General features: G+C 44.3%; 14 protein-coding genes and 2 pseudogenes. 12 read left to right on the forward strand and 4 right to left on the reverse strand.

Annotated elements, in window-relative coordinates; translation table 11 throughout:
• Positions 1 to 313: 313 nt before the first annotated feature.
• A complete protein-coding gene (locus KZ483_RS04875) occupies positions 314 to 1,585 on the reverse strand; it encodes an IS110 family RNA-guided transposase (RefSeq protein WP_220351601.1) in 1,272 nt (423 codons plus the stop codon).
• A gap of 265 nt (positions 1,586 to 1,850) precedes the next feature.
• Here KZ483_RS04875 and KZ483_RS04880 point away from each other — a divergent pair, with 265 nt between their 5' ends.
• Complete coding sequence (locus KZ483_RS04880) at positions 1,851 to 2,366, forward strand: AAA family ATPase (RefSeq protein ID WP_220353264.1); 516 nt, start codon at positions 1,851 to 1,853, stop codon at positions 2,364 to 2,366.
• Between the two features lie 501 nt (positions 2,367 to 2,867).
• Here KZ483_RS04880 and KZ483_RS04885 read toward each other — a convergent pair.
• Positions 2,868 to 4,088, reverse strand: a complete 1,221-nt coding sequence (locus KZ483_RS04885; protein ID WP_220350355.1) for an IS256 family transposase — start codon at positions 4,086 to 4,088, stop codon at positions 2,868 to 2,870.
• A 341-nt stretch (positions 4,089 to 4,429) separates the two neighbouring features.
• Between KZ483_RS04885 and KZ483_RS04890 the strand changes: the two genes are divergently transcribed.
• Positions 4,430 to 4,918 (forward strand): GNAT family N-acetyltransferase, encoded by a 489-nt coding sequence (locus KZ483_RS04890; RefSeq protein WP_220351602.1) that lies wholly within the window; start codon positions 4,430 to 4,432, stop codon positions 4,916 to 4,918.
• A 403-nt stretch (positions 4,919 to 5,321) separates the two neighbouring features.
• Here KZ483_RS04890 and KZ483_RS04895 read toward each other — a convergent pair whose 3' ends face one another.
• Positions 5,322 to 6,593, reverse strand: a complete 1,272-nt coding sequence (locus KZ483_RS04895; RefSeq protein ID WP_220351603.1) for an IS110 family RNA-guided transposase — start codon at positions 6,591 to 6,593, stop codon at positions 5,322 to 5,324.
• 219 nt (positions 6,594 to 6,812) lie between these two features.
• Here KZ483_RS04895 and KZ483_RS04900 point away from each other — a divergent pair, with 219 nt between their 5' ends.
• The 10 genes and pseudogenes from KZ483_RS04900 (at position 6,813) to KZ483_RS04950 (ending at position 18,149) form a co-directional block, all read left to right on the forward strand.
• Positions 6,813 to 7,574 (forward strand): metallophosphoesterase family protein, encoded by a 762-nt coding sequence (locus KZ483_RS04900; RefSeq protein ID WP_220351604.1) that lies wholly within the window; start codon positions 6,813 to 6,815, stop codon positions 7,572 to 7,574.
• A gap of 373 nt (positions 7,575 to 7,947) precedes the next feature.
• Positions 7,948 to 8,508, forward strand: a complete 561-nt coding sequence (locus KZ483_RS04905; RefSeq protein WP_220351605.1) for a phosphoglycerate mutase family protein — start codon at positions 7,948 to 7,950, stop codon at positions 8,506 to 8,508.
• A gap of 211 nt (positions 8,509 to 8,719) precedes the next feature.
• Positions 8,720 to 9,673, forward strand: a complete 954-nt coding sequence (locus KZ483_RS04910) for an AraC family transcriptional regulator (protein WP_220351606.1) — start codon at positions 8,720 to 8,722, stop codon at positions 9,671 to 9,673.
• Positions 9,674 to 9,685: 12 nt separating this feature from the next.
• Complete coding sequence (locus KZ483_RS04915) at positions 9,686 to 10,969, forward strand: effector binding domain-containing protein (protein ID WP_220351607.1); 1,284 nt, start codon at positions 9,686 to 9,688, stop codon at positions 10,967 to 10,969.
• A 361-nt stretch (positions 10,970 to 11,330) separates the two neighbouring features.
• A pseudogene (locus KZ483_RS04920) lies at positions 11,331 to 12,616 on the forward strand (IS110 family transposase).
• A gap of 521 nt (positions 12,617 to 13,137) precedes the next feature.
• Positions 13,138 to 13,497 (forward strand): hypothetical protein, encoded by a 360-nt coding sequence (locus KZ483_RS04925; protein ID WP_220351608.1) that lies wholly within the window; start codon positions 13,138 to 13,140, stop codon positions 13,495 to 13,497.
• A 376-nt stretch (positions 13,498 to 13,873) separates the two neighbouring features.
• Positions 13,874 to 14,749 (forward strand): annotated as a pseudogene (pabB, locus tag KZ483_RS28290) (aminodeoxychorismate synthase component I).
• Between the two features lie 253 nt (positions 14,750 to 15,002).
• Positions 15,003 to 16,460 (forward strand): RCC1 domain-containing protein, encoded by a 1,458-nt coding sequence (locus tag KZ483_RS04940; RefSeq protein ID WP_220351610.1) that lies wholly within the window; start codon positions 15,003 to 15,005, stop codon positions 16,458 to 16,460.
• Between the two features lie 476 nt (positions 16,461 to 16,936).
• Complete coding sequence (locus tag KZ483_RS04945; RefSeq protein ID WP_220351611.1) at positions 16,937 to 17,401, forward strand: GNAT family N-acetyltransferase; 465 nt, start codon at positions 16,937 to 16,939, stop codon at positions 17,399 to 17,401.
• Positions 17,402 to 17,585: 184 nt separating this feature from the next.
• A complete protein-coding gene (locus KZ483_RS04950; RefSeq protein ID WP_220351612.1) occupies positions 17,586 to 18,149 on the forward strand; it encodes a GNAT family N-acetyltransferase in 564 nt (187 codons plus the stop codon).
• Positions 18,150 to 19,888: 1,739 nt separating this feature from the next.
• Here KZ483_RS04950 and KZ483_RS04955 read toward each other — a convergent pair.
• The gene (locus KZ483_RS04955) at positions 19,889 to 21,580 is read right to left on the reverse strand and encodes a pectate lyase family protein (protein ID WP_220351613.1); all 1,692 of its coding nucleotides are present in this window, start codon (positions 21,578 to 21,580) and stop codon (positions 19,889 to 19,891) included.
• Positions 21,581 to 21,872 lie beyond the last annotated feature (292 nt).

Here is a 21,872-nt window from a genome sequence, read left to right on the forward strand (position 1 = left end):
GAAAGTTAGGAAGAGCGACCCCGTTATAGACGTTGGCAACATGAAGGCGTAGGGAAATAGAGGGGGAGGTTGTCGCCCCAGACATTTCCAGATACTGCACGCATTCTCCACGCCACCCTCGGAGGTTTTCACTCCCATGTCTCAACGGGTCTTTGCCCTCTCATTCCTTCGTTACACCTGTCCAAGGGGTGGAGGCCGGTCTTGCTAACGGTACGGGTCGGTGCCCTTTGGTTCAATGTATCCGGTACTCCGTGCTTTCTTTGAAATCCCGCGAATAAGCCAATCTACGTGCAACGCAACGGTATGACTTGGTTTAAGCAGCTTGCTGAAGAGGGCGTGTCTTCTGTGGGATGTAAGCTTGACCCGTACGTGCCATGCCGACCAGGATCCGAGCCAGTTTGCCGCATAGCTTCATGATCGACCTCATTTTCTTCATCTTCTTCACGTTCACATTGTATGCATGCATTGCTTGAAACTCGGGATTATTCATCACGAGACTCATCGTCATCATGAAGATAAAGCGTCGAAGGCGAGATCGCCCGCGCTTGCTGATCTTCATCTGTCCGGTCCATTTACCTGAACTTGCTTCGGCAAGATTGAGACCCGCATGACGCAGCAGGGCATTTCCGTGAACAAAGCCGCTTAAATCGCCGGCCTCACCAAGAATACCGGCTAGCGAGATGGCACTAATCCCCTTAACGGCCAGCATGGACTTCGCGAAGGGAATGCGTTCTAATACGGAAACGATCTCACGCTCTACGTCCTTCAACTGTGCACAAGCCAAGTCATACTCTGCGAGCAGCTGCTTCAAATGAAGCTTGTAGGCCTGCTCTGCTTGTCTGGAACCGACAGAGCGTCCAGCCAGTGCGATTAAGGCGCGGGCCTTCCGCTCACCGCAGTGCCGCTTCATAAGAGACTTCCATCGCTGAATCAGATCTTGTGGTTGTAACTCGCTGAGTTCCGCTGGCGTTGGAAACAGACGAAGCGTAGCTAACGAACCAACGCCTATGAGGTTCCGGAATACCTGCCGCAGCTCAGGAAAAACCACGTCAACCCAGCGATGAATTTGGTTTTTGGCGCTTACGAGTCGCTTCACTACAAAGTCCCGATTCGAAAGTAAGACACGTAGCTCTGTGAATGCTTCAGGTGTGGTGCGTGTGACAGAGTAATACCCGTTCTTCATCATGTCGGCAATGACCAACGCATCCTTTTTATCGCTTTTTGAGGGCGTGTTGTCGCGGTTCTCCTTGTTCTTTTTCACAAGATGCGGATTTACGAGAACGACTTCAAACTGGCGTTCTGCAAGCCACCGGGATACATTGAGCCAGTAGTGTCCGGTCGGTTCCATTCCCACAATTGCTGCCGTTAAGTGATGGGCGGTCTGCAGACGCTGGATCCATTGAAGAAGGTTGAGAAATCCATCCTCGTCGTTGGAAAAGGATAAAGGATTGCCGATCACGATACCGCGAAAATTTACGGCGCGTGCGACATGCGTTTGCTGGGCGATGTCGATCCCGACGACGAGATGCTGGGCGGTAATTTTTTCAATGAGTTGATTTTGCCGGGCTTGGGATTTAAACTTCATAGTAGAGCGTCCTCCTGGATGATGGGATTTTTAGGGCTATGACCCGTTGTGTACTCCCATCGTACCGAGGCGCTCGTTTTTTTGCAAAGCGGAAATTTAACGCTCTACAGGAATGCTAACGGGTACGATAGTTCAGAAAAAAGCGATGGAGCGATCCATCGCTTCGTTGTGCTAACTGGCAGTTTAGTGCTAAAAGAGGAAATGGGAGAAGTTGAAAGAATACACTATTGAAAAGTTTATATGGAAGGTAGGTTGAATGGTTGAATTGAACAAAATAGCCCCGAGAAAAATACATATTATTGGTTCCGTTGGGAGCGGCAAAACAACTTTAGCTAGGAAACTCTCAAACAAACTGAGTATTTCACATTATGAATTGGATAATGTTGTTTGGAAGAGAAATAAACCACGTGACATTAAAAGAACTGATGAAGAACGAGATCACTTGTTGAGCACTATTATTCAGTCAGATGCTTGGATTATAGAGGGTGCTCATTATAACGAATGGGTGTTCCAAAGTTTTAATAATGCTGATTTAATTATTTTTTTGGATACTGATTATCCCAAACGGAAATTTAGAATAGTGAAAAGATTTATCTTACAGCTACTAAGATTAGAAAAATCAAGCTATAAACCGACTTTTGATATATTCAGGAACATGTTTATCTGGAATGATAATTTTGAAAATCGAATTAAACCAAAGGTTATAAATAAGTTGGAACAATATTATTCAAAGTCCATAACGCTAAAAGATGCCATTGAAATTACAAACTACTTAAGCTAAACGGGTACGATAGTTAAACACTGGAAGGGCTGCCGCGTGGTAGCCCTTCGTTACGCTAGCTAGCAGTATACTATGGAAGGTGTTCCCATTTCACTTAGTGTAAGATAAGCTTAATGAAGACTTGAATTATGCTTATGGAGGACAAAATTGTGGAAGTCAGACAAATGGCAACAGCATTCTTGATGCATCAAGAGCATGTATTGATGATGAAGAAGGCTAACAGTAAGATTTTTAATTTTGAATTTTGGGGCGGTATTGGTGGACACCTTGAGTATGAGGAATTAAATTTTCCAATGAAAGCAAGTTATAGGGAGATTGACCATAGGAACTTTATCCCCTCAGATGAGGGAGAATTGTTTTGGATTCATAAGAGTGAACTGTTGAACTTGAAAACTTCAAAAGCCATCAGGTTTACAATTCAGCATTATCTTGAAAATCCTATTCGGGTCTGTCAAATCTTTTGTGTAAACTCTTTTCGTGCTTTCCCCCGAGGGGGAAATTTTATCGCAGATGCTGTCCGATGCGGTCCGGATAGAAAACGGAGAGCTGCAGCAGCATTTGACCCCAGTTTTGAACGCGGCCTGTCCATTTACGCGTAACATCCATGGTGGCCAGATAAAGCATTTTCAACAAGGATTCATCCGTCGGGAAGATGCTTTTTCCCTTCGTCACTTTGCGAAGTTGGCGGTGGTAACTCTCGATGATGTTGGTGGTGTAAATGAGCTTGCGGATTTCGGGTGGGTACTTGAAGAAGGTGGCCAGCTCATCCCAGTTATTGCGCCAAGAGCGAATGATGAGCGGGTACTTATTCCCCCAGGTTTCCTCGAAGCGATCGAGTTCGACGAGTGCCATTTCTTCCGTCGCTGCTTTGTAAATCGGCTTCAGGTCAGCTGTTACCTTCTTCAGATCCTTGTAAGAGACGTAACGGGTGGAGTTGCGGATCTGGTGGATGATACACTTCTGAATATCCGTTTTCGCGTAACAAGCCTGAATGGCTTGGCTGAAGCCGGTCAGATTATCGACACAGATGATAAGGATATCATGCACGCCCCGGTTCTTCAGGTCGTTTAGAACATTAAGCCAGAACTTGGCGGATTCATGCTCACCAATCCACATGCCCAGTACATCCTTGTTGCCATCCAGGTCGATGCCGATTACCATGTAGGCGGCTTTATTGACAATGGCACCATCTTGCTTCACCTTGAAGTGTATGGCATCCAGGAAGACAACCGCGTACACGCCTTGGAGCGGCCGGTTCTGCCATTCCTTAATCAAGGGAATGATCTTGTTGGTCACGTTAGAAATAAAGGTGGGAGAGACCTCAATCCCATACAGATTTTGCAGATGATCCTGAATCTCACGCGTGCTGACACCTTTGGCATAGAGGGCGATAATCTGATCTTCAATGCCGGTCACATTAGACTGGTGCTTCTTCACCACCAGGGGTTCAAATTCCCCTTGCCGGTCACGGGGAACGGCGATCTCCTGATCACCATACTCACTTACGATGGTTTTCTTACTCTTGCCATTACGACTGTTGGTCGTCTGCTTGTTCTGCATGTCGTGCTTCTCATAGCCCAGATGTTCATCCATCTCGGCTTCCAGCATCTCCTGCAGCGTTTCGGCAAACAGCTCTTTCAACGCATTCTGTGCATCCTGCGCCGAGACCAATTTATTCTCCTTGATGAACTGCCGGAGTTGCTGTTTCGTCCATAATCCCATGTGTTCTCCCCAACCTTTCTTCTACTTCCATTGTAATAGGTTTAGGAGTTTACACAATCTATTTTACAGACTCTCCTATTCAGACAAATGTTTGCGTTGGAGCAGTTACAGTTAATGATGAACAGCTTCCACACATCCAATGGTCTACTGTTAAACAAACTTCATCCTTCTGAAAATTGTAGCTTTTTGAGTTTAAGCTATCGGGAGACTATAGCTCAATAAAGACACGAAGGCAGTCGGTATGAACTGTCGGTTGTTTCTTACTGGAAGATTATTAAAAAAGGAAACCCCTCGGTTATAGTCGAATCGATAACAGTCATCTTATTAGAGGAGGCAAGTGAGTGCTTCAACTGATCCCTGTTCCGGAAGATAAAAAGGAAGTTCTTCAAAACCTTTATCAGCTATATCATTATGATTTTAGTCAATTTACCGAAAATGACATCAATAGCTTTGGATTATACGAGATCAGTTTGGATCACTACTGGCAAGATCCTCGATGGAATCCATTCTTTATTCATTTTGCGGACAAAATCGTTGGCTTCCTTGTAGTACTATTTGAAAATTATGATGTTGATCCAGATCCGACACACGTTATATATGATTTTATGGTGCTTAGGAAATTTAGAAGAACCGGTGTAGGGAGGAAAGCCGCAGAAAAAGCGTTTAATTTGTTTAAGGCAAATTGGAAAGTTGCTCAAATGAGTAACAATGAGCCTGCTATTCTATTTTGGCGTGATATGATCAGGGAGTACACGGGTGACACTTATTCCGAATTATTTAGGCAAGACTTAAATAAGTATGTTCAAACCTTCAGCAATAAAGGCTCATAAATAACAAACGGGCATTGAACTCCCTCGGTACGAATTAGTTTTCTCACGAATGCTCGCTTATTCGCAGGATTTCGCCCCTTTTATGAGGGATGAAAGTTAGGAAGAGCGACCCCGTTATAGACGTTGGCAACATGAAGGCGTAGGGAAATAGAGGGGGAGGTTGTCGCCCCAGACATTTCCAGATACTGCACGCATTCTCCACGCCACCTCGGAGGTTTTCACTCCCATGTCTCAACGGGTCTTTGCCCTCTCATTCCTTCGTTACACCTGTCCAAGGGGTGGAGGCCGGTCTTGCTAACGGTACGGGTCGGTGCCCTTTGGTTCAATGTATCCGGTACTCCGTGCTTTCTTTGAAATCCCGCGAATAAGCCAATCTACGTGCAACGCAACGGTATGACTTGGTTTAAGCAGCTTGCTGAAGAGGGCGTGTCTTCTGTGGGATGTAAGCTTGACCCGTACGTGCCATGCCGACCAGGATCCGAGCCAGTTTGCCGCATAGCTTCATGATCGACCTCATTTTCTTCATCTTCTTCACGTTCACATTGTATGCATGCATTGCTTGAAACTCGGGATTATTCATCACGAGACTCATCGTCATCATGAAGATAAAGCGTCGAAGGCGAGATCGCCCGCGCTTGCTGATCTTCATCTGTCCGGTCCATTTACCTGAACTTGCTTCGGCAAGATTGAGACCCGCATGACGCAGCAGGGCATTTCCGTGAACAAAGCCGCTTAAATCGCCGGCCTCACCAAGAATACCGGCTAGCGAGATGGCACTAATCCCCTTAACGGCCAGCATGGACTTCGCGAAGGGAATGCGTTCTAATACGGAAACGATCTCACGCTCTACGTCCTTCAACTGTGCACAAGCCAAGTCATACTCTGCGAGCAGCTGCTTCAAATGAAGCTTGTAGGCCTGCTCTGCTTGTCTGGAACCGACAGAGCGTCCAGCCAGTGCGATTAAGGCGCGGGCCTTCCGCTCACCGCAGTGCCGCTTCATAAGAGACTTCCATCGCTGAATCAGATCTTGTGGTTGTAACTCGCTGAGTTCCGCTGGCGTTGGAAACAGACGAAGCGTAGCTAACGAACCGACGCCCATCAGGTTCTTGAAAACCTGACGAAGCTCAGGAAAAACAACGTCAACCCAGCGATGAATTTGGTTTTTGGCGCTTACGACTCGCTTCACTACAAAGTCCCGGTTGGAGAGTAAGACGCGGAGCTCTGTAAAGGCTTCAGGTGTGGTGCGTGCGATGGAGTAATACCCGTTCTTCACCATGTCGGCAATGACAAGCGCATCCTTTTTATCGCTCTTTGAGGGCGTATTGTCGCGGTTTTCTTTGTTCTTTTTCACAAGATGTGGATTTACGAGAACGACCTCAAACTGACGTTCTGAAAGCCATCGCGATACATTGAGCCAGTAGTGTCCGGTTGGTTCCATTCCCACAATCGCTGCGGTTAAGTGGTGGGCGGTCTGCAGCCGCTGGACCCATTGAAGAAGGTTGTGAAAGCCATCTTCGTCGTTTGAAAAGGATAAGGGATTGCCGACCACGATACCACGAAAGTTTACGGCACGTGCGACATGCGTTTGCTGGGCAATGTCGATCCCGATGACTAAATGTTCAGCTGTAATCTTTTCTATCAGTTGATTTTGCCGGGCTTGCGATTTAAACTTCATAGTAGAGCGTCCTCCTGGATGATGGGATTTTAAGGGCTATGACCCATTGCGTACTCCCATCGTACCGAGGCGCTCGTTTTTTTGCAAAACGGAAATTTAACGCTCTACAGGAATGCTAACGGACACGATAGTGAATTGATTATTTTTGAAGCAAGCACCGTGAATTAATATCGCGCGCAAAAGTTACACCTCGTCATCACACAGATTAGGAGGCTTGAAATGAATCATTCCTCGTCATATACAGTTGTAGTAATCGCAGATATTCACGGCAACGTGGCTGCACTCAACGCTGTTCTTGAGAATCTTCAAAACCGACCATATGACAGTCTGGTGGTCGCTGGCGACTTAGTGCTGAACGGACCCCGCCCCGCCGAAAGCCTTGACATGATAAGGAATCTGGGCGTTCCCACGATTTACGGGAACACAGACCTGTTGGTCTTTGATAAACAGTACTCCGAGGAAAGACTGGACTGGGTGAGAGAGAAGTTAGGAACAGATGGCTTGAGCTATCTGAAGAGTCTGCCCTTTGAGTACAGAATAACTCCACCAGGAGGGCAGTCTCCGGAGGATGACCTTCTCATTGTGCACGCAACACCTACTGATGTGACCGGTATATTGGTTCTTCAACCTGTTCCGTTCAGTCTTCGGACGATGACTCCAGAAGAGGAAGCCAAGACACTTCTGGGGGATGCGAAGGCCAATCTGATTGTGGCAGGACACCTTCACTACGCAGCCTATGGCGTTCCGTGCGGTCAGCGATATAGCATCATTGATTCAGTTGGATTTCCATTTGATGGAGATCATCGAGCCGGATATGCAAGTGTGACATGGAATGGACAAAAATGGAATGTAGAGAATCACAGGTTGAGCTATGATTACCACAGAGTTGTAGAGGATGTCCGGCAATGTGGTGCGCCTTTTGGTGAGTCGTCAGCTCAAAGGATTCTTCAAGCCCGATCCAGACCGATCTTAGAGAATTAAAGACGGTAATGGTGCGCGCTTTACGACATCCGCTCCGCTAATATTGGGGAGGACCGCCAACGTGTAACTGCGTGTTTGTGCTCCAGGCGCTTCGCGCCCGGGGCTAGATCATGGACACAATATATGTCGGACGACAAGAACATCTATACAATGGAAGTCGCATAAACTGGGCTTTTTTTATTTGTATAGAAGTTCTTGTCGTTTGCTCAAGAGAACTTCTATACATTGCCGTTTGGCAATAAAGGTACGTTATTTTATTAAGAACGGGAGGATAGTACGACGATTTATCGAATGTGAATTACGATTACTCAGTCAAGACGGTTGCTGAATCGCGAATACCTTAAAATTGAATTTATTGTTAGGAGGAGGCAAGATGGAGTTCATATTTATTCGACATGGCCATGGAGAACATCTCAACGACTATCCAAATCGGTTGAATACGTTACATCCTAGTCTTACAGAATACGGAAAATTTCAGGTCGTGCAACTTCGGGATAAAATAATAATTAATTCTGATGATTTGATTCTTGTAAGTCCAACTAAACGTACAATTGAGACAGCAATGATGTTGATGAATAGTTTGGATTTCATTATTACTCCGCTTGTTGGTCCGAGAATGTTCCCACAAAACCCCGAATTTCCTTTTCTTGCTTGTGATCAGATCCTTTCGAAAACTGAGATTACAAACTTTTATGGAGACGCAGAAATTCTAGACTTTAATTTGGATTGTTGGAAAGGAATTAACAGGGTCGATCAGGACGTTTTTGAAGGATATGCTAAGCAGTTATTAGATTGGATCGGAGACAGATATAACAGAATATTTATTATTTCACATGACGGTACAATAACGAATTATCGAATATTGCTTGGAGAAGAAGGATTGACAAGAAGGGATTTTCTGGGTGAAACAGGGGTATACAAGATGATTGTGTAGTCTTATCCTCCCTAAGCGAAACGGATACGTTACTTATAAAGGGATCGCCCAGCTGCCGCGCAGTCAATTAGATCCCTTTTTCCTTCGCTCGCTTAACGGGGCAGATTTGCGCAACATGCCAAGCTTGGGAAACCGCAATAGGTCAAAAGAGGAAAATTTAAATGAGCCGCGAAATTCTATAGTTAAAAATAATGGGATCGGGAGAGCGTGGATGAGCAATCAACCCGTTACGGTTCAAGAGAGGCATCGCCTTTTAGTTTTTAATGTAATGGACTACATCGAAGAGCACCTTAACGAAAAGCTTACGCTCCATAAGGTAGCGGAGTTGGTTTCGTATTCGCCTTTTCACTTTCATCGCCTATTTAAAGCGGTCACCAGTGAAAACCTAAACGATTATGTTAAAAGAACTCGTTTGGAACGAGCCCTAACTAAAATCATACTCTTTCATGACCAGAGTCTATCGGAAATTGCCATAGATTGTGGTTTTTCTTCGATCGGCGATTTTTCTCGTTCGTTTAAAAGTTACTTTGGAAGAAATGCTTCAGAGTTCAGGGAACAAGGTAATCGCCAAAATCGCAAGATTTGTGAAATAGATCGCAAGATTACCGAAAGATATTTCGATACAAAATATTACAATAGTATTAATCCGGATGGTACAACGCGCATTGAAGCAAAAAGATCACTAAAGGTTACTGTAAAACAGCTGCCTTCTTACAGTGTCATCTATGATCGATGCATTGGAAGACCAGATCCTTTCTCTGATCAAGAAAGGATCCGACAAGCGTTTGAGAGGGTTTCGACCTGGGCCAAGTTGAAACCGAATGTTATTTACCAATCCATGAACATCGGGATCCCTTATTATTTCCCTTTACTGGGGGAACAGGTCCATTGGAGGTATGATGCTTGTCGAACGATTCCTGCTAATCTGGATGGTGACCTAGGAATGGGCAGTCGCCGGATTGCCGGTGGAACGTATGGTGTCATTCAGTTAGAGAAACATCCCAACCTGTATGATTCCATCATGGATATCTTATTTTATGAATGGCTGCCTGAAAGTGGTTTTGTCTTCGATGATAGCAGACCGCTGCTGGAGCTATTCCCAGTATCCGATGTCGGACATGCAGTTTATGTGGATTGCTGCATTCCAATTATTAAACGAGGTTAGGAACGGTGTCTTATGAATGTGCAAATGACAGTCCAAGGTACTCTATCTCTGGTAGGTTTCACAACCGAAACGACTGACTCAAGCGGTAGGGCTTCCTCAAACTTAGCCAAAGCATTAATCGAACGCATAGGCGAGATCACCAGCCGTAAAAACGATAAAGTGTATATCTTCTCCACGTTTTCTGACGACTATATGCCTGGGCGAGTGTTTACGCTTTTTGTCGGTGTTGAGTCAGAGGATCAGGTGCGGCTGCCCGAAGGTATGTCTTTAAAAAAAGTAGAGGCGCATCAGTATGCGGTTATTTCTCACAACGGGTCCACGCGGACTACAGGCCCCACTGTGGATTTTTTTCTGAAGCAATGGCTGCCGAATTCAGACTATGTTGAAGCTTCCCCGTTTCATTTTCAAATATTGAGGGTTACGGGGATTGACGACCCATCGTCCGTTATAGACATATGGTTCCCCGTCGTATTAAAAAAAGAAAAACAAGCTATAGAACCTATCACAGTCCCTTCCTTAAATTACGACGGAGGTTTTATCCATGTTTTATGGGATTATCATGAAGCGGCGGCGGAATGGTATTCCAAACACTTTCTTTGGAAAAGTGGTGAAACCCATGCCTCTAGCTCAGAGAAACTGACCCGGCATGCTTTTGGAACATGGATAAAATCTGTACTTTCCGAAAATGGGCCGCATCCAGGTTTGGTGGATCGCGGAGTTGATCCCAATGTACGTTGGTGCTGGAATACGAAAGATATTGTGGGGGCTCACAATTACTTTAAGGAAAATGAAATCCGAGTTTCCGACATCTATTTGGGTCCGGGGGAACGGTATTATTTCGATCTTTGGGCGACTTACGAAGGTACGCGTCTGACCGTTTGCGGGTACCCGGAGCTTGAACAAGACTACGGAGCAAGACTTTGTCCGGGTTGGGTTCGTATCGGAGTTAGGGATGTACAAGCAGCCAAGAAGTGGTACCAGAATTATGTCGGGATGTCTATCCTTGAGGAGCATCCCGAACAGGGATGGGCTCTTATGGGACTTGGGGTAGAGCATCATCCAGGAACATCCTTATGGTGGCTGGAAACGCTGCCCCCGAATGCCTATACAGGACCAATTAACGGCCCTGCTACACCCTACTGCGTCCTTCATGATAAATGGGTATTCCAAAACTATCATCAATTCTTACTCGACAGCGGTGTATCCGTTTCCGATATTTCCGGTAATCTAAACGGATTTGCACGGTTCCATTTCTTCGATCCAGATGGAAATCGATTTAGTATTCAAAAATATTGAATTTTTTCATCTTAAGGAAATATCGCAGAAATAAGATTGGGAAACAAGCTGCAATAAAAGCATTTGACCTGTATGAAGGAAACTGGAGAGTAAGCAATTCGATTGGAATACATCTGTTCAAAACTTTTGGAGAAATGTTATCAAAGAATATACAAACGATAACTATAATGAAATTAGAAGAAAAGACAATAGAGGCCCAGTGCAAGAGTTTACAAATATTAATAGTAATGATTCAGATTGGGTTTCAACTAAACATTCCTGTTAGTCCTAAGAAATGGACTTTGTCAAAAAAGGAGCGCCTCGGTATGATGGGTTTGTCCACGGGTTCGAAACCCAACACCATCAAGGAGGCGCTCTTACTATGAAGTTTAAGCAATCGGACGGGCAAAATCAACGTATTGAACGAATTACCACCTCTCATCTTGTTGTGGAATTGACATGGCAAAGGAAACCCATGTTGCACAAGCCACGAATTTCCGCGGAATAGTCCTTTCCAATCGGCACCTTTCGTTTAAGAACACACATGAAGGATTTGAAAAATTACAACGGTGGCTGGATGCCTTACAGCAGAAACACAGATTAAAAAGTCTCATCATCGGCATGGAACCGACAGGACACTATTGGACAAACTTGGCCAATTGGCTTGTTGGGAAAGGAGTAAACGTTGTTTTGGTGAATCCAGCAACGACGAAACGGAACAAGGAAAACCATGACAACTGTCCCTCCAAGAGCGATCCGAAGGACGCGCTTGTGATCGCAGATGTTGTTAGCCGTGGCTATTACTATGATTACACTCGTCAAGCGACTCACTTTCAAAGGTTACGCACCATTATGAGCGATCGAGAATTTTGGGTTGCGAATAGTGTTCGATTGCAGAATCGTATTGTTCGGTGGCTGGATATTCGTTTCCCTGAGTATGCTTCCGTTTTTAAGGATTGGACTTGCCCTCGATCAATGGCGACCCTAAAAGAGTTTCCGTCCCCGTCTGATCTTAATGGCCAATCAACGGAAGGGGTCATTACAGCTTGGAGAAAATATATGAAGCGAGCTGGCGGTTCCACTGGCATACAGAAAGCCGCCGAATTAATCTCCACAGCCAGGCGGAGTGTAGGAGATACGTCTGCGCTAAGGGAGGCTAAGCACGATTTACAACGCTTGATAGAGGAGTATCAGCGCATTGCCAATATCTTGGAACAGATCGAAAAAGAACTTGTAACTTTACTAGGTGATATACCTCTAGTCAGCCAACTTCGCTCCGTAAAAGGTCTTGGAACGATTTACATTGCAGCGATTCTGTCTGGTGCAGGTGACTTGAAACAGTACGCCCATGGGCGTCAGTTACTGAGGAAAGCCGGTTTAAACTTAGCCGAAAGCATGTCAGGAAAACGCAAGGGAGAGATCGTGATCTCCAAACGAGGAGATGCCAAACTGCGAAAATATATGTATCTCGCTACGCTTACACTGGTAGGAACCAACCCAGTCTTTCGGCAGTTGCATGAAAATAATGTTCAGGTCAAGCATATGAGCAAGCAACAATCGGTGTTTAAGCTGCTTGGGAAACTGGCTCGAATCCTAATCGGTATGGTTCAAAGCGGAGAGAAATTCACTCCTGAAAAAACAGTCCACTCGTACGCTCAAGCAGCATAAAACGTGATAGAAACCACGTAAATTGACTCATTCGCAGGATTTCGACTAAAGAAAGCACGGAGGACCGAGTACGTCTCCGATAAGGGCGCAGACCCATCAGCTAAACGCTATCGGTCTCCACACCTTGGATAGGTGTAACGAAGGAATGTAAGGGCATAGACCCGTCGAGCCGTGGGATGGTAAACCTTCAGGGATTTGTGGAGTATGCGTGCAGTAGAAAAGGCCTTTGGGGAAATGTTCCAGACGTTTCTTCTATTTCCGCATGCCCTAATCCTAGACGGAAAAGTACATGTGGCTTACATTCCCCCCAACCGTTACAATACAAGGTGATGAAATCCTGCGAATCACTGAGTTTACGTGAGATAAATCCTTAAAACCGAGGGACGGGTACGATAGTTCAATATTTATAGCGGCAGCAGATCATGGTTCAACTGCCATTTTTTATTGATGAAAGGGCAAGGTAGTTCCAATATGTGTTAATGTTAATTGGATGAAGCCGGTATTAAAAGGTGAGTGATAGCATGAAACCGGAACAATTCATTGGAATAATTAAAGACCAAATTAGAGACGCGGGAATTAACGAAACAATAGAATTTATTAAAAAGCCCCCAGGTAGAAAACCAAGGAAAAAGCATGTTGAACTGTCGGAATGGTTTAATTCCTTAACTGATAAAGACAGATCAAATGTTATGAAGATGATGGAAGAAGCGGTGGATGCTTCGTTATTCGGACTGTTTTGCACTTTGGATGGCGTTCGATCGGTAGGCGAGCAAACATTTGAGCTTTATGTAGTAGAGAACGGAGATAAGAAACTATTGAATGATCAGAATGAAGAAGCTCTTCATGATATTTATAACTCAATGACAAACCCAATTGATTAATTTGATTTTGATCTAGGGTTTTACGCTAACGAATACGATAGTTCAAGAACGAAAGGGCTGCCAGGTGGTAGCCTTTTCTCAACGGAGATTAATACAATAAGCGAAAGGAGTGTAGCAAGTGAAAGACGAACCAATCATCATCATTGACTTTAATCAGAACAGATTGAAATTTGAGAAGCCTCTGCAAGTGTGGCAGACCAACAAACCCGAAAATATTAAAGGTATATTCGAGAAGGTACAGGAGGCTATTAATGGGCAGCTCTATGTGGCTGGTTATGTCTCTTATGAATGCGCACCCGCTTTCGATAGGCATCTCAGCGTTTGTGAGCCTGATGCAGAGTTTCCTCTAGTATGGTTTGGTGTCTACGATAAAACAGTGGAAGAAGACGCCATAAGGGAGCATGGGGGCTACTGCGTATCAGACTGGAAGGCAAATACTGACCGTGTAAAATATGAAAAAAACATTGAAAGCATTCATGCGGCGATTGCTAGCGGAGAGACGTACCAGGTCAACTATTCGATGCGTCTGCGGACAGAGTTCATTGGGGATGACTTTGCCTACTACGAAGATTTGCGAGGTGTTCAGCAAGGCAATTATTCCGCGTATTTGAATGTGGGGCGCTACCGAATCCTGTCTGTTTGACCCGAGCTTTTCTTTCACTGGAATGGAGATATCATCCGTACGAAGCCGATGAAAGGTACCCTTCCCAAGTCTGAGAGCAAAAGAGCTTTGCTCGAATCCGAGAAGAACCGGACAGAGAATGTGATGATCGTGGATCTCCTTCGGAACGATATAGGCCGGATTGCCAAAACAGGCACTACAAAGGTTCCTAAGCTGTTCGAAATCGAGGAATACCCTACCCTATACCAAATGACCTCGACTGTAGAAGCGAATACTAAGTCGGGGTTAACCCTGTTCGATTTATTCCAGGCTATGTTCCCGTGCGGGTCTATTACAGGGGCCCCAAAAATTTCTACCATGAAGATTATATCTTCCTTAGAGCAGGAGGCACGTCACATATATTGCGGTGCTATCGGGCTCGTTGTACCGGGTGAAGGCATTACGTTTAACGTGGCCATCCGCACAGTTCTTGTGGATACGCACACGCAGCAGGCTGTGTATGGAGTAGGGGGAGGAATTATCTGGGATTCGACCGCTGAGGAGGAGTACGAGGAGATGAAAACGAAATCCAGAGTGTTAACTTATCGGAAGGAGCGTGGGAAGACAGAAGCAAGAGTTTTGGAATGTTGACATACATGCAGCTAAAAGGGTCACGATAGATAAACATAAAGGGTTTCACATATTAGCCATGCATAATATGTGAAACCCCTTATTTCATTTGATTTTTTGAAATTAAGTCTTGATAAGCGATGGTGTAGCCTGCGAGTGATAAAGTTTAGACTATCGATAGCATTAACGGGCAGATTTGTGCTGCAACTTCCATACATTTCTTCTCGTCCAATATAGAGATTTATCATATACGGAAGTCTAAGGAGGCGCGTTCATGATTGGAATTTTTCTTCGACGAATCAGTTACTTTTGTCTTTCCCTTTCCGTTCTGTTTCTATCGAATACATTCGCTCATGCGGAAGAATCGTCTGGAGATGTTGCTCTAAAGAATAATGTCGTTTCTATGGAGGCCGGATGGGATTCTCAGTTTCTCGTTTATGCCGATGGCCGTGTAGCTGCCTGGGGAGCGAATAAAGACGGCCAACTAGGTGATGGTACGCTGTATGAGCAATATATGCCAAAATGGTCTTCTCTAGCGAATGTGAAGCAAGCTGCCTCTGCTGATGGCACTTCCTACGTGCTGCTCAAAGACGGTACCGTATGGCAATTTGGCAGTTCCTACGATAGCGTCAAGGGTAACTTTATCGTTGATCCGCCGACACGGATTGAAGAGCTATCGAACATTACTGCGATCAGTGCTGGAGCGGGGGCGTTGATTGCGCTCAAGAGCGACGGGACGGTGTGGACACTTGGTAACGATACGCAAGGTGAACATAGAGCAACACAAGATAAACAAACGCCGGTACAAGTTAGCGGGCTGCAGGATGTGGCCTTCATATCTGCGGGCGGCTATCATATGATGGCGTTGACCCGAGGCGGGCAAGTATGGACGTGGGGCTACAACTACTATGGCGCAATCGGCAACGGCACGAAGGATATGCAGTTTGAGCCATACCATGTGACAGGAATCGGCAAGGTCAAGGCCATTGCGGCGGGTACTTACGATTCAAATGCGCTTCTGGAGGATGGCAGCGTTTGGAATTGGGGGATGACTACCGGGCTCGCGGGCATCCGCAAAAAACCGGTGAAGCTTAACACACTGAACGGCTCGGTCGCCATCTCTGCCGGGAGTCAGCTGTTGGCGCTGCAAGCCGACGGAACAGTGAGCACGGTAAAGGGAAAGGTATCCGGACTCTCAAGCGTCATCCGCATCAGTGCAGGAAATTCATTGAATCTTGCCCAGACGAAGAACGGATCGGTATACGACTGGGGCTTCGGCTATCCGGGCGATGGCTCTGAAAAGGCATCCATCAATAAGCCGTCTAAACTAAATATGCCGCTTAGCTTTTCTATTAATGGCACACCGGCGAAGGTAGAACTGTCTCCAATGCTCCGTAACGGTAGTCTCTATGTGTCTCGTTCGGAATTGTTTCAGGATATGGGGATTGAGGTGCGGCTTGCCTTCTCCGCTCCGGACCCAGATGCTTATAACGCGGTTTACGATACGTGGACATTCATGAAGGGGGATCTGCACGTAACTTACTCGTCGCGCGATAAACAGTACCGGGTCGGTGAGGAGATTGCCGCCGGCGCGCCTCAGCCTTTTGCGGTTTACGGCAACTACTCGAATACAACCATGTTCCCTCTCCGGTTTCTGTGCGAAAAGCTAGGTATTTCGATTACTTTTAATGCAACGGCCAACACGGTGATGTTAACCGCAGGTGGAAGTTAAGGTTGATTGGTTGGACTTATTGTTATCCTTCGATCGGCAGCCTTAGGATGCAATCGAGCAGTTGGCTCAATAAGAGGTTGCTGCGCGGCGGTCTTCGCCACGGAACAAACCATTAAGTTTATGGAGAACCGTAAGCGGATCGAATTGAAGTTGCTTGATACGCTCCTTTCCCTACCTATACAATTGAAAATGTTAATCTAGACTGGGAAGATGTCTTTAGTAAAGTCCACACATCGATCCCGACGACCAGATGCTGGGCGGTAATTTTTTCGATGAGTTGATTTTGCCGGCTTGGGATTTAAACTTCATACATAGAGGTCCTCCTGGATGATGGGATTTTAAGGGCTATGAACCGTTGCGTACTCCCATCGTACCGAGGCGTTCGCTTTTTTGCAAAGCGGCAATTTAACGCTCTACAGGAATGCTAACGGGCACGAGAGTAAAGAAGTTCTATCCACGAGAGAGGGGAATGATTATTGCTGCAGAGATACATTAGATCAGACCAGGATCAATTGGAAGAGTTTATGAAAACTATGTATGTTTCCAGAGGATATGTCTTTGATCCGGAAGGGTCGCATTCAGATATTAGAAGTATTGAACTTCTATATTTTGAGACGGGAGGCGGATTCTGGTTATTGAAGGAAGAACAGAGCGTTATTGGGACTATTGGTTTAAAGGGTATTGATTCTGAATACAGAATCGGTGAAATAAAGAGGTTCTTCGTCTTACCTGAACATCAAGATAAGGGTTACGGCAAAAGCATGATGAGCCAAATAATAGAATTTGCAAGACAAGCTGGATTAATAAAGCTGAGGTTGGACACTATGAAACAATCTTATAAAGCGATGTCAGTGTTTCGAAGTTTTGGCTTTTATGAGATACCAAAATACAATGATAATGATATTGCTGAAATATTTATGGAATTATCCATTGTGTCATAAACGATTTCAATCAATATAAGTTCAGCTAACGGATTACGAGAGCGCGGCGGTGGATTTTGATCCATCGCTTATTCTGCTTTCCACTGAACAAACGGGCAGCATTTGCGTAATAGCGTAACAAGTTGTTTTGGTGGCATAGTTTATGGTTGTTTTGTATGATAGGAATAAACCAAAGGGGAATGTTATGAAACCAATTATGATTGATTTTCCAGATGAGTTTCATACTGAACGATTAGTAATTAGAATGCCAAAACCAGGGGATGGTAAGGTTGTATTTGAAGCCATTAATGCTTCGATAGATGAGTTGAAACCTTGGTTAAAGTTTGTACAAAATGAACAAACCGAATATGATATTGAACTTTCAGTTAGAGAGGCACATGTAAGATTTATAAGTCGTGAAAATCTAAGATTCCTTGTCTTCATGAAAGAAACGGGGCAATTTGTTGCTACGTCAAGCTTACATAACATAGACTGGGATGTACGGAAATTTGAAATTGGATATTGGATAAATACACGTTTTAGTGGCAATGGGTATATGACTGAAGCAGTTGAAGGTATTTGTGATTTTGCATTTAGTCAGTTGAATGCCCGAAGATTGGAAATACGTTGTGATACTAAAAATACTAGAAGTAAGTTAATACCTGAGCGATTACACTTTGAACTTGAGGGTATTTTCAAGATCGAAGATTTATCTGTTGATGGAAGCGAATTGAGGGACACATACATTTTTGCAAAGATACAACGATGATATGTTGGATTAAACTAACGGATACGATAGTTCCATGACCACAGGCTGCCGGCGTTTATCGGCGGCTGCTCTACTATTGGGTAGCGTGATGGTGCTTCGGAATCATGCGCTTTACTTATACTAAACATTGAGCAGTTTTAAGCAGTAACTTTCCAGACACTGATAACGTATAAATGGTTGCGTCTAAGTGGAGAATCGGAAATCGGACCTAGTTCTTGTCATTTATCGGATCAAGTCCTTGTCATCCGTCAGCCCAAAACCCGCCAATAACTTTGGCGGGTTTTGCTTTGGAAAAAGTGTAGGATGACAAGAACAAGTAGTATAAAATGGATATGAAAGTATTTCATTATTTTATGGAGGCGGAATTCTTCTGTATAAACGGATTTTAAAAAGAAAGAGAGTAGTTCTGTTTGTCTTGTGCCTGCTTCTTATAGCGGGTACACTTCCGGTATCGGCAGAAGGCGAGAAGAGGGGGACTTCCCGCTAAAGAAGTGATTGTAACATTCTGGCAGCCCGATATTTTGAACTACACGCCGGCCCTTCAGTCTTATATGAACAGTGCCATTTCCGGCTTACGATTAACATCCAATCCATTCCGATCGGCGAGTACTCCGATAAGCTGAAAGTCGCCTTTGCATCAGGGGACGTACCCGATCTGCTGATATTCCCTAACTGGCTGATTCCCGAATATTCGCACTATGACGGCTCGTTCGCAACGCCAAAGCGGACCCGGTCAAGCTTTGGGCAACCGCCGTCAAAAATGCCAAAACGCTAGCCGCCAAGCATTAAATGCATACCAAAAGCCGAAACTGATAAGAAGTAAACCGGAAGGAATCGACAGCTTCTGTACGAAGCTCCGCGATTTCTCGTTTTCAATCCGCTGCTGCTTTTTTTAAAAATTACGAGAGAACGAAAGCGATCAGACATCCAAGCTTACCTTTCGGCTAGCCGTTCCCTCTGCCAAGGAAAGGATGAGTCCTCATAAAATCTATTAAAACTTTAATAAAAAACTTATCAAAAGGTAACCAAGTACTCATTGTATGCTGCATAGCAATCATTATTTCCGTACCAATCGTTGTTGTTTATCGAATTGGTAAAGGAATAGGAAAACTTATATTTCATATGCTACACTAAGCTGATTCCTCCGCTGGAAGTTGAGGTATTTATAAACATTAATGTTAGTTCTTGGAAAAAGTCTTTGTCAAAAAGGAGCGCTTCGGTATGATGGGTTTGTCCACAGGTTCGAAACCCAACTCCATCAAGGAGGCGCTCTTACTATGAAGTTTTAAGCAATCGGACGGGCAAAATCAACGTATTGAACGAATTACAACCTCTCATCTTGTTGTGGGAATTGACATGCCATGGCAAAGGAAATCCATGTCGCACAAGCGACGAACTTCCGCTAAATAGTCCTATCTAATCGGCATCTTTCGTTTAAGAACACACATGAAGGATTTCAAAAATTACAACGGTGGTTGGTTAGCTAAACGCTATCGGTCTCCACACCGTGGAAAGGTGTTGGTGATGAAATCCTGCGAATCACTGAGTTTACGCGAGATAAACCCTTAAAACCGAGGGACGGACACGATAGTTAAATCAGGCACAAAAAAACGCATTGTCTGTGCGACAGTGCGTTTTTTTATAGAATAAGAATATCGTACGGGTTAGCTTATACCGCTTCGCTCAGTGTGCTGGATGATCTGAAAAACCGGGGCGTCCAAGCTGATTGAAGCCGGGTTTCACTTGTCTGCTTCAATAGTCGAATATGCATCAATATAATTTGTTCTTAACCAGTCTGCAGCACTGAAATTAATTTTTTTTGATACTCCAGCGTATTTTACTACTGTTGGTACAACACTGTTTAAAGGAATGGTTTTATAAGCATAAGGCAGTTGCTCGTTGTAATCATAAGTAAAAGTAAACGGTGTATCCGGCGGGTTCGTTTTACTCATATTTTCTACCCCGACGATATGTGAAGACCAAGCCCATTTCCCGATCGTTGATTTGTCATACCAGGTTATTCCCTTGGTAAACAAGTTATCGCCATTATTGTCCCAGCTGCTTCCTATATAAGATCCGCTGCTGTTTGTTACTTTTGAATTTACAATTAAACTATGGTTCATCGCATTTTTAAACAACTCATCGAAAGGTGCACTCATATTGCCTGTATCATCACCTTGACGTTCTGCACCGATTATCGGTTCATTAAATGCATTATAAACGTTGGTATCCCCTGCGATCGAAGCTCCATTTCTAGCATTGACTCCACGTGATAACTTATCTCCGCCATATTTTGAGATAGCGGCTACACGATCCATAACACTCTGATGCGTCGAATTATCAAAATAATTATTAAATAAATGCCCGGCACCTTGACGAATCATTGGCAAACGTTGCCCAACATTCGTATAACGATTATACGCCATGGTCAATCTAAGTCTTTGATTTCCATCTTTAACTTCGACTCCGGTAGGGCTAACGTAGTTCGTATAATCCTTATCGCCGGAGCCGACCAAATGCACCTTAGAATGATATGCGGCATAAGCCATAATTTCATTTTTGGTAGCGCCTTCATTACGCATTTTATAATATACACTGGTTGACGGGTCTAGGGAGCCTGCTGCATATTTTTGCTCCATATATTCGATCGACTGATAAATCGAACTGTTCTCATCTGGATCTTCAGTTGCTTCTAATCCGAATTCATTCCAAGAAAAAGTGACATTGGATGAACCGTTTTCCATGTCAATCATCCCATCTGCCGCGATAGAAAACTTACAGTGGTCGATCCATACATTGTTAGCGCCATTTACCTTGATAAATGTCCAGCCTACCTCTTTATGCTTTCCGGAATCATCCCATTGCCACATTTCGTCAAAGTTGAGATTTCTTATTACAATATCAGTGGAGGAACCCTGCAGCTTTATTTCTACATGCTTAATTGTCTTGCCTGATGTAGAGAAAATGGTTAACCCATCTACATTGGATATGCTTAATTTAGATACACCGGAAGCCATTAACAGTGGATTCGTAAACCCGTTCGTTGGGTTCGGATACTTTGTAATAAAACTATACTTGGATCTTTCAGTTGAATTTAGAGCTAATTCAGTCCATCCTAAGTTAATAACATCCGTAACTTCAATTACTTTAACAGTACCTTTACTTGCATCCAGGATTGCCTGTAAAAACTCTCTTCCATTACTGACTGTACGATAATAAGATGTTCCCACATAATTACTTCTGTCCTTTACTCCTAAAGAAGCATAGCCGGTAACGGATAAAAAGCTGGTATCATAGCTCTTTTCAACCTTAGTCGTATTAGGTATTGAATTAATCACCGCTGCCTCTACTACGTTATTGCCTGCATCAATATAAGATGAAGTCACCAATAGACTTCCCAACACCAAACCACTTAAGACTTTTTTCATCATAATAAAATTCCTCCTTCAAATATTAACTCCACGCCGCAATCCATTTATGTATCACCTATTATCATTATCACCTCCCCCTCACATGAAAACGCCTCCAATTTTCCCTTTAACGATTCCCGAATAATATCCGGAAAGATAAACCGGTAAATCGGCATCATGTGTGTCATGGAAAAAAGGTAATTCTTATTACACGTATAGTAGCATAGCACATGATATGAATCTATAGGTGTAAGCGCTCATCCCGTTAATGGGATATTTGGTTATTTAGTTAATTGAACTCCCTCGGTACGAT

It is taken from the genome of Paenibacillus sp. sptzw28, assembly GCF_019550795.1.
In the GTDB taxonomy this organism is placed as follows: domain Bacteria; phylum Bacillota; class Bacilli; order Paenibacillales; family Paenibacillaceae; genus Paenibacillus_Z.